Source organism: Micrococcus sp. KRD096 (assembly GCF_017168495.1).
In the GTDB taxonomy this organism is placed as follows: Bacteria; Actinomycetota; Actinomycetes; order Actinomycetales; family Micrococcaceae; genus Micrococcus; species Micrococcus luteus.
Genome location: NZ_JABFAY010000015.1, coordinates 126,507 through 135,692, shown reverse-complemented (window position 1 = coordinate 135,692; position 9,186 = coordinate 126,507). Strand labels below are relative to the sequence as shown.

The following is a 9,186-nucleotide window of genomic DNA, read 5'->3' as shown; positions in this document are numbered from 1 at the left end:
AGTTCACCCCGTTGGAGCTGCGGGAGCTGGCGCATTCCCGGGATGTGGACATCGTGCTGTACGAGGAGGACTTCGACTTCGATGAGGCCTCGGAGAAGGCGATCGAGGAGAACAACCAGGTCCGCACCATGGTGGGGACGCTGACGAACTGGCTCATGGAGCAGGAGGACCGTCAGCAGAGCGCCTCGCGTCGGCTGCACCTGCACTTCCTCCAGGCCCCCGAGGAGTTCCTGGACGAGGACGGCGACGGCCGGGTGGACGGTCTGCGGATGCGCCGCATGGAGCTGGACGGCTCCGGTGGGGTCCGCCCGAGCCAGGAGACCGTGGACTACCCGGTGCAGGCGGTGTACCGGGCGGTGGGGTACTTCGGGTCCCCGGTGGAGGGGGTGGAGTTCGATGAGGTGCGTGGGGTGATCCCGAACGCGGAGGGTCGTGTGCTGGACGCGGACGGCGCCCCCGTGCCGGGCCTGTACGCCTCCGGCTGGATCAAGCGCGGCCCGGTGGGGTTGATCGGGCACACCAAGGGTGACTCCCTGGAGACGATCAAGCATCTGATCGAGGACGAGCCGGGGCTGTGGACGGCCCAGGAGCCGTCGGAGGAGTCGGTGATCGAGCTGCTCGAGTCCCGTGAGGTCCCGTACACCACGTGGGCCGGCTGGCACGCTCTGGATGAGCATGAGAAGTCCTTGGGTGCGCAGGCCACGGAGGCCGGTCCGGTGGCGCGGGAGCGGGTGAAGGTCGTGGACCGGGAGGAGATGACCCGCATCTCCCGCGACGGGGCCTCCGTCCCGACCGTCTGATCCGGGGCGGGCCCTGGCCGCCCCGGCGCTAGGCTTCCGGGGTGGCCCGCCTCCTCGTCGACATCACCCCGCTGCGGGTCTCACCCGCCTACCGGCGGCTGTGGCTCGGCAACACGCTCTCGTACGTGGGCACGCAGCTCACGCTCGTGGCGGTGTCCCTCGAGGTGTTCGCCCTGACCGGCTCCTCGTTCGCGGTGGGCCTGCTCGGCCTCGCCGCGCTCGTGCCCCTCGTGGTCGCGGGCCTGTACGGCGGCGCGATCGCGGACCGGCACGACCGCCGCCGCGTCGCGCTGACCTCGTCGGCCGTCATGTGGCTGACCACGGTCGGCATCGCCGTGCAGGCCTGGGCCGGACTCGAGTCGGTGCCGGTGCTGTACGCCCTCGTGGCCCTGCACTCCGGCGCGTCCGGCATCAACCAGCCCACCCGCGGCGCGATCATCCCCGCGCTCGTGGGCCTGCCGCTCGTGCCGGCGGCGAACGCGCTGAACATGATGACGTTCTCCGTGGCCCTGATGGTCGGCCCCATGCTGGGCGGGGTGCTCGTGGGGGCGGTCGGCTACGCGTGGACCTACTCGATCGACGTCGTCACCTTCCTCGCCGCCCTGTACGCCGTGTGGCGGCTGCCGTCCCTGCCTCCGCAGCGGGCCGAGACCGCGCCCGCCTCGGGGGCGCGCGGGGGCCTGGCCTCGGTGGTCGAGGGCCTGCGCTTCCTCGGCTCGCGACCGAACCTGCGGATGACCTTCCTCGCGGACATCGTGGCCATGACGACGGCGTTCCCGCGCGCCCTGCTGCCCGCCATCGGCGCCGTGGTGCTCGGCGGCGGTGAGGCCGCCGTCGGGGTGCTGCTGGCCGCGATGGCGGCGGGCGCGTTCCTCGCGGGACTGTTCTCCGCGCCGTTCACACGCCTGCATGCGCAGGGCTGGGGCGTGTACGTCTCGATCCTCGTGTGGGGCGCGGCGGTGGCCGCGTTCGGCGTCGTGGTGTGGTGGGCGCAGTCCCTGCCCGACGGCGATCCCCGCCTCACGCTCGCGTTCGCCCTCGCCGCGCTGTGCATGGCGGTGGGCGGGGCCGCGGACTCGCTCTCCGGCGTCTTCCGCGGCTCGATCCTGCAGTCCGCGACCCCGGACCACCTGCGCGGCCGGCTGCAGGGCGTGTTCGTCGTCGTGGTGGCGGGCGGGCCGCGTCTGGGCGAGTTGATCACCGGCGGTGCGTCCGTGGGCCTGGGGGAGGGGCCGACTCTGCTGGCCGGCGGTGTGCTGTGCATGCTCGGCGTGAGCGCGCTGATGCGGTGGCAGCCCGGCTTCCTGCGCTACGACGCACGGAACCCCACGCCCTGAGCGGGCGCGGGGTTCCGTGGCGGGAGGCTGCGAGCCCGCGACCGCCGAGGAGCGCCGAGCCAGACGATTCTGCTCGTGAGCCAGATGATTCTGCTGCAGATCGGGCCGCGAGACTGCCGAAACGTCTGGCTCGCGGCGGCTTGAGACGCCGTCCGCGGGAGGCACCACGACGACGGCGGCCGGCGGGTCAGCGGTCGCGGTCGGCCTGGAGCGTGGCCGGCACCGCGCCGCCCAGGCGCGTCCAGTGGCGGACGAGGTCCTCGTCCGGGGCCGCCTGGAGCGTCTCGCGGGCCGCCTCCTCCGCCTTCTTGATGCGGCGCTCCAGATCCTGGTCCGCGCCCTCGTAGGCGGCCGCGTGCCGGTGGGAGCGCAGCGATCCGACGTCCTCCGTGCGACGCTCCACCACCGCGAGCTGCTCGGCGATCGCGTCCTGGTTGGCGCGCTGGGCCTTCAGGTTCGCGGGGGCGAGCACCTGGGCCACGAACCCGTGGTCGAGGAGGAGGCCGCGCGGGGCGGCGACCCCGTGGCGCAGCGCGAGGTCCACATGGTCCTCGAAGGTCAGGAGCATGGCGGCCTTGGTGAACTTCAGGTCGTCGACCGGGCGGCCGTCCACGCGGGCCCGGGCCCGCGCCCGGCCGATCGTGGTGTCGGCGGACCACACGGCCCCGCGAGGGTCGATTAGGTACAGCATGGGGACTCCTGGTGGGCTCGGAGGGGAGGCGGCGTGCGGATCAGCGGAAGTTCACGAACTGCAGGTCCGCGTCCTCGAAGTCCTTGAGCATCGCGATGACCGACTGCAGGTCGTCGCGGGACTTGGAGGACACGCGCAGCTCGTCCCCCTGGATCTGGGCCTTGACGGACTTGGGGCCCTCGTCGCGGATCAGCTTGGTGATCTTCTTCGCGGTGGGCTGGTCGATGCCCTCCTTCATGGTCGCCTCGATGCGGTACTCCTTGCCGGAGGCGAACGGGGCGCCGGCGTCGAGGGACTTGAGGGAGATGCCGCGCTTGACGAGCTTGGACTCGAACACGTCCTTGACGGCCTTGACGCGCTCCTCGGAGGAGGCCTTCATGAGGATCTTCTCGCCGGAGAAGTCGATCTCGGCGCCGACGCCCTTGAAGTCGTAGCGCTGGGCGATCTCCTTCTGCGCCTGGTTCAGGGCGTTGGACACCTCCTGGCTGTCCACCTTGCTGACGACGTCGAACGTGGAATCGCTGGCCACGGGTGCTCTCCTTCAGGGTCTGCGGACGGGGTGCGCCCGTCGACGACGGCCACTGACGGGCCGCGCGGGCGCTCTGCGGGCCAGCCTACCGGGGACGACGGACGCGGTCCCGGGTCGATTGGCGGCGTGGCGCGGGGATGCTGTACAGTCGACTCTCGCCCGACCGGTGCGGTCGTCCTCGAGACGCCCGGCAGCCGCCGGGTGGCACGGCAGATTTCCCGAGCGGCCAAAGGGGGCTGACTGTAAATCAGCTGGCACTGCCTTCACTGGTTCGAATCCAGTATCTGCCACCGGAACGAAGACCCCGGGACCACACGGTCCCGGGGTCTTCTGCCGTCCGGGGCCGTGGCACACCCCGCGTCCCCGCCCCGGGAGGTGGCGGCCTCCCGCCAGGCGACGTAGCCTGCCTGTGGTCCGTGTCACACCCGATGCCCTCCGCGGTCCGGCGGCGGCACGGCCGTGCATCGTGACGCCGTGCGGCGTCGCCCGACCGTCCGCGAGGAGCGCCCGATGACCGAGTCCACCGCCCCCGAGTCCTTCACCCAGGGACCGACCGACGTCGAGCTGCTCGAGCAGACCCTGGCCCAGAACCTCGACGACACCGCCCGCCGGTTCGCTGACCGCGCCGCCCTCCTGGAGTGTGGACCGGACGGGGACCCTGCCACCGGACGCACCTGGACCTACGGGCAGCTGCGGGAGGAGTCCGTGACGGTGGCCAAGGCGCTCATGGCTGCGGGCTACGAGGCGGGGGACCGGATCGGGATGTGGAGCCCCAACGTCGCCGAGTGGGTCTCGCTGCTCTACGGCGCGGCACGCGCCGGCGTCATCCTCGTGAACCTCAACCCGGCGTACCGCGCCCACGAGCTGACGTACGTGGTCGAGCAGTGCGACATGCGCGGGCTGGTGGTGGCCTGCGCGGACGCACGCATGGACCCGCCCGCCACCGCGCGGGCCGTGGCCCGTGAGTCGGCGCCGCACCTGCGGCAGCTGATCATGCTGCCGGCCGGGAGCGGCGAGGACGCCTACGCCCACGTGCAGGACGGTGACGTGGCCGGCCGGCACGCCGCCGATCCCGTGGCCGAGGGCACGTGGGCCGCCTTCCTGGCCGGGGCCGCGCGGGTCTCGGACGAGGACCTGGCCGCGCGCGAGGCCGCCACCCGGCCGGCGGACCCCGTGAACCTGCAGTACACCTCGGGCACCACCGGCTTCCCCAAGGGCGTCACGCTGACGCATCGCAACGTGCTGAACAACGGCTTCCACATCGGCGAGCTGCTGGGCTACACGGAGGAGGACACCGTGGTGATCCCGGTGCCGTTCTTCCACTGCTTCGGCATGGTGATCGGCGTGATCGCCACCGTCTCCCATGGCTCGCTCGCCGTCATCCCGGCGCGCAGCTTCGAGCCGGTCTCGGCGCTGCGGGCCGTGGCCGCCACCGGCGCGACGAGCCTGTACGGCGTGCCGGCGATGTTCATCGCCATGCTCGCCCGGCCCGAGGCGGACGAGCTGGACCTGACGACGCTGCGCACCGGCGTGATGGCCGGCTCCACGTGCCCCGTCGAGGTGATGAAGAAGGTCATCGACCGGTTCCACATGTCCGAGGTCGCCATCTGCTACGGCATGACGGAGACCGCGCCCGTGTCCACCATGACCCGCCGCGACGACTCCCTGGAGGTGCGCACCCAGACCGTCGGCCGCACCATGCCCCACGTGGAGACGAAGATCGTGGACCCCGCCACCGGTGAGGTCGTCCCGCGCGGGGCCACGGGCGAGCTGTGCACCCGCGGCTACTCCGTGATGCTCGGCTACTGGGACGCCCCCGAGAAGACCGCCGAGGTGCTGGACGCCGACGGCTGGATGCACTCCGGCGACCTCGCCTCCATGGACGAGGACGGCTCCGTGCGCATCGAGGGCCGCATCAAGGACCTCGTGATCCGCGGCGGCGAGAACATCTCCCCGCGCGAGGTGGAGGAGTTCCTCTACACCCACCCGGACATCCAGGACGTCCAGGTGGTGGGCGTGCCGGACGAGAAGTACGGCGAGCAGCTCATGGCCTGCGTGATCATGAAGGACGGCGTCGAGCCGCTCACCGTGGACGCCGTCCGCGAGTTCGCCACGGGCCGGATCGCGCACTTCAAGATCCCGGCCTACGTCCGCGTGCTCGACGCCTTCCCCATGACCGTCTCCGGCAAGGTCCGCAAGGTCGAGCTGCGCGAAGAGGGCGCGAAGGTCGTCCAGGCCCAGGCCCACGCCCAGGGTGCGGGCTGACGACGACCGTCACCCTCAGGCGGCGGGCAGCGGGAACACGTCCCAGATGGTGCAGACCGCCTCGGGGGCGGCGCCCAGGATCGCGGCACGGTACGTGGTCGACCACGCCCGCGGGTCGGCGTCGCGCAGGCGCCACGTGCCGTCCGCGAGCACCGCGTCCACGAACGCGGAGGTGTCGGCGGGGCTGCCGTCCTCGTGGACCAGGGGGCCGCGACGCAGGGCCTCACCCAGGTCGACCGCTCGGCCGACGGCGTAGAGCGCGGTCTCGTCCGTGTCCAGCACGAGGCCGCAGTCCTCCTCGAAGGCGGTGATCCAGGCCATCGCGTGCCGCATGGCCTCGTCCGGGTCGGGATGGCGGGTCACGATGAGCACGGAGCCGCGCTCGCCCGGGCGCAGGGAGCCGGGCGTGCCGGGGCCGTGCGGGTCGGGCTCGCGCGGGGCGGCGGCGGTGTGCGGGCGGGGCTCGAAGGCGGTGGTCATGGCGGTCTCCTCCCGGGTGGGGACTCATCAGGGTCCCGGCGGCGCCGCACCGGTCGGGGCGGCATCGCCCACGCTAGGAACCCGGGGCGGGCGGCCGGCCGGACCCGGCCGGGGCTGGGGAGGACACGCCGGGAGCAGCGGCCTGTGCAGGAGCGGAGGGGTCGCGCGGACGCGCCGGCACGGCCCCGGCCGACCCGGCGTCGCGTCAGTGGGCGCGGTGGTCGGCCGGGGCGAGCTTGGGCCCGAACGCCTGCTTGCGCTCTCCGGAGAGCCCGATCATCCGCACCACCCGCTGCCGGTGTCCGGCCCACGGCGCGAGCAGGCGGAGCATCCCGGCGTCGTCGGTCCGGCGTCCCGTGAGGACCTGCCCCACGTACTGCGCCAGGTGGTAGTCGCCCACGGAGACGAGGTCCGCCGCCCCGTGGCTGCGCTGCAGCGCCTCGGCCGTGGTCCACGGCCCGATCCCGGGCACCGACTCCAGGCGCCGGGCCAGCGCGGCCACCCCGGCCGTGTCCCCGGGGGCGACCGCGTCGCCGAGCCGGTCGATGCTCGCGGCCCGCCGGGCGACCTCCAGCATGGTCCGCGACTGGGAGGGCTGCACCCAGGCCCGCGCATGCCAGTCCCACGAGGGGATCCGCAGGACGGCGGCCGGGGTCGGCGGCGGCAGCATCCCCGGCGGCACCGGGCCGGGGGCGGGCCCGTCGTCGTCGATCCGGGCGGCCAGCCGCACGAGGGTGCGCCAGCCGTGCCGCGCCTGGTCGTGGGTGACCTTCTGCTCGAGCACGGCGGTGAGCAGCTGCCGGGACAGCGCGCCCGCCGCCGGCAGCCGCAGCCCGGCCCGCATCCGCCGCGCCTCGCGCACGTGCGGCGGCAGCGCGGGCGCGCCGGAGTCCGGCCGCAGCAGGGCGTCGAAGGCGTCCCAGCCGTCGTCGTGCAGGCCGAGCAGGCGTTCCACGCCGGCGACGGCGGCGCTCGCGCCCGCGCCCCACGCGCGGGCCGTCACCGCGGTGCCGCCCCCTGCGGCCTCCCGGACGCCAGAGACCAGCAACGACGTCGGCCGGCCCGGGCCGTCCGACGCCACGTCCGGGGCGGGGGAGCGCAGAGTGAGCCAGACGCCCTGCGGTGTGGCGCGGACCGTGGGGTCGGCCGCACCGCGCTGCAGGGGGCGCAGGGTGAGCGCGACGTCCACGGGGACGGGCACGCGCACGCGGCGCTCGGCGTCCGGGGCGGTCATGCCCGCACCGTACACCCGGGCCCGGACAGGACGACGTCGGCCGTGACGGCGCGCACGCCGGGCGTTGCCCCGCGTGTCCGGAGCCCTCCTTCGGCGTCCGGCCCCTGGCGTAGCGTGGGGTGCGTGAGTGAAAAGACCCCCGCGCCCACCCCTGCGCAGCCCATGCAGTACGCCGAGAACGTCCTCGAGCTGATCGGGCACACCCCGCTCGTGAAGCTGCACTCCGTGACGGAGGGCATCGAGGCCACCGTCCTGGTGAAGGTCGAGTACCTGAACCCCGGCGGCTCCGTGAAGGACCGCATCGCGCTGAAGATGATCGAGGAGGCCGAGCGCGAGGGCCTGCTCGGCCCGGGCGGCACCGTCGTGGAGCCCACCTCGGGCAACACGGGCGTGGGGCTGGCCCTGGTCTCGCAGCTCAAGGGCTACCGCACCGTGTTCGTCACCCCGGACAAGGTGGGTCAGGAGAAGCGGGACGTGCTCAGCGCGTACGGCGCCGAGCTCGTCGTCACGCCCACCGCCGTGGACCCGACGTCCGAGGAGTCCTACTACGGGGTCGCCGACCGCCTCGTGCGGGAGATCCCCGGGGCCTATCAGCCCAACCAGTTCTTCAACCCCGCCGCCCCGGCCTCCCACTACGAGACCACCGGCCCCGAGATCTGGGAGGACACGGCCGGCCGCGTCACCCACGTCGTGATGGGCGCCGGCACGGGCGGCACCATCACGGGCACCGGCCGCTACCTCAAGGAGGTCTCGGCGGACCGCCCGTCCGGTCCGGTCCGCGTGATCGGCGCGGACCCCAGCGGCTCGGTGTACTCCGGCGGCGCCGGCCGGCCCTACTTCGTCGAGGGTGTCGGCGAGGACATGTGGGTGGACAACTACGACCCCGCGGTCCCGGACGAGGTCATCGCCGTCGAGGACGCCGAGGCCCTGGCCATGACCCGCCGCCTCGCCGCCGAGGAGGGCCTGCTCGTGGGCGGCTCCTCCGGTCTGGCCGTCGTCGCCGGCCTGCGCGCCGCCCGCGAGCTCGGCCCGGAGGACGTCATGGTGATCGTGCTGCCCGACTCGGGCCGCGGCTACCTCGCCAAGATCTTCAACGACCCGTGGATGGACGAGCGCGGCTTCGACTACGACGTCCGCGAGACCGTGCTGCCGGCGTGGGCGCGCGGGCGCACCCGCTCGGCGGTCCCGCAGATGGACGACGACGGCGCCACGGGGGCCGCCGGCGGGGCCGGCACGCCCGTCGAGGTGCTCGAGCACGCCGACGCCGAGCCGGCGACCCGCGCGGGCGCCCCCGCCGAGGCCGACCGCTGGTCCGCGACGGCGGGGGAGCTGCTGACCGAGAAGGCCGACCTGTTCCCGGGCTCCGTGCCCACCCTCGTCACCGCGGCCCCGACCACCTCGGTGGCGGACGCCGTGGCGACCATGAACCGGTACGGCGTCGACGCCCTGCCCGTGATCCTCGAGCCCCGGCACGACCTGCGGATCGGCGAGGTCCGCGGCACCGTCTCCTCCGCCGCGCTCGCGGACGCCCTCGCTGAGGGGCGGGCCACCGCGCAGACCCCCGTGGCCGACGTCATGGGCCCCGTGCTGCCCTGCCTGGGGGCGCGCACCCCGCTGCGCGCCGTGGCCCGGCGCCTCGCCCAGGACCCCGTGCTGCTGGTGCTCGAGGCCGGCCGCGTCCAGGGCGTCGTCACCCTGCACGACGTCCTCGCCCACGTCACCGCCTGAGGCCGGCCGCACCGGCCGCGCCCGCCCCACCCGACCCGATCTCTCCGAGGAGGCTCCCGAGATGACCGAGCAGAACGTCCACGAGGACCCGCACGCCACCACCCCCGACACCGGCGCCGAAG

The 9,186-nt window shown here is 73.9% G+C and carries 7 protein-coding genes, 1 tRNA gene and 1 pseudogene; 5 read left to right on the top strand and 4 right to left on the bottom strand.

The genetic code is table 11. The features are described 5' to 3' along the window. A pseudogene (locus J1M41_RS06810) lies at positions 1-800 on the top strand (pyridine nucleotide-disulfide oxidoreductase); the annotation flags it as partial. Between the two features lie 41 nt (positions 801-841). Then, a complete protein-coding gene (locus tag J1M41_RS06805) occupies positions 842-2,137 on the top strand; it encodes an MFS transporter (protein ID WP_206451412.1) in 1,296 nt (431 codons plus the stop codon). A gap of 187 nt (positions 2,138-2,324) precedes the next feature. Here the strand turns inward: J1M41_RS06805 and J1M41_RS06800 are convergent, their stop codons facing one another. Continuing rightward, positions 2,325-2,828: a hypothetical protein gene (locus tag J1M41_RS06800; protein WP_073116831.1), complete on the bottom strand. Its 504-nt coding sequence runs from the start codon at positions 2,826-2,828 to the stop codon at positions 2,325-2,327. Between the two features lie 40 nt (positions 2,829-2,868). Next, positions 2,869-3,357, bottom strand: a complete 489-nt coding sequence (locus tag J1M41_RS06795) for a YajQ family cyclic di-GMP-binding protein (protein WP_002856881.1) — start codon at positions 3,355-3,357, stop codon at positions 2,869-2,871. 208 nt (positions 3,358-3,565) lie between these two features. Between J1M41_RS06795 and J1M41_RS06790 the strand changes: the two genes are divergently transcribed. Further along, a tRNA-Tyr gene (locus J1M41_RS06790) sits at positions 3,566-3,647 on the top strand. 220 nt (positions 3,648-3,867) lie between these two features. After that, a complete protein-coding gene (locus tag J1M41_RS06785; protein ID WP_044659542.1) occupies positions 3,868-5,622 on the top strand; it encodes an AMP-binding protein in 1,755 nt (584 codons plus the stop codon). Positions 5,623-5,637: 15 nt separating this feature from the next. Here J1M41_RS06785 and J1M41_RS06780 read toward each other — a convergent pair whose 3' ends face one another. Further along, positions 5,638-6,102 carry a hypothetical protein gene (locus J1M41_RS06780; RefSeq protein WP_206451411.1) on the bottom strand — a complete coding sequence of 155 codons (465 nt, stop codon included), beginning with the start codon at positions 6,100-6,102 and terminating at the stop codon, positions 5,638-5,640. A 205-nt stretch (positions 6,103-6,307) separates the two neighbouring features. Continuing rightward, positions 6,308-7,336 carry a DNA-3-methyladenine glycosylase gene (locus J1M41_RS06775; RefSeq protein ID WP_060973447.1) on the bottom strand — a complete coding sequence of 343 codons (1,029 nt, stop codon included), beginning with the start codon at positions 7,334-7,336 and terminating at the stop codon, positions 6,308-6,310. A gap of 162 nt (positions 7,337-7,498) precedes the next feature. Between J1M41_RS06775 and J1M41_RS06770 the strand changes: the two genes are divergently transcribed. Next, positions 7,499-9,064, top strand: a complete 1,566-nt coding sequence (locus J1M41_RS06770; protein ID WP_036317690.1) for a pyridoxal-phosphate dependent enzyme — start codon at positions 7,499-7,501, stop codon at positions 9,062-9,064. The last annotated feature ends 122 nt before the right edge of the window (positions 9,065-9,186 follow it).

Coding starts and splice junctions, on each gene's coding strand:
- J1M41_RS06800 (WP_073116831.1), bottom strand. CDS start 2,828: ATGCTGTACCTAATCGACCCTCGCGGGGCCGTGTGGTCCGCCGACACC.
- J1M41_RS06785 (WP_044659542.1), top strand. CDS start 3,868: ATGACCGAGTCCACCGCCCCCGAGTCCTTCACCCAGGGACCGACCGAC.
- J1M41_RS06780 (WP_206451411.1), bottom strand. CDS start 6,102: ATGACCACCGCCTTCGAGCCCCGCCCGCACACCGCCGCCGCCCCGCGC.
- J1M41_RS06775 (WP_060973447.1), bottom strand. CDS start 7,336: ATGACCGCCCCGGACGCCGAGCGCCGCGTGCGCGTGCCCGTCCCCGTG.
- J1M41_RS06770 (WP_036317690.1), top strand. CDS start 7,499: ATGCAGTACGCCGAGAACGTCCTCGAGCTGATCGGGCACACCCCGCTC.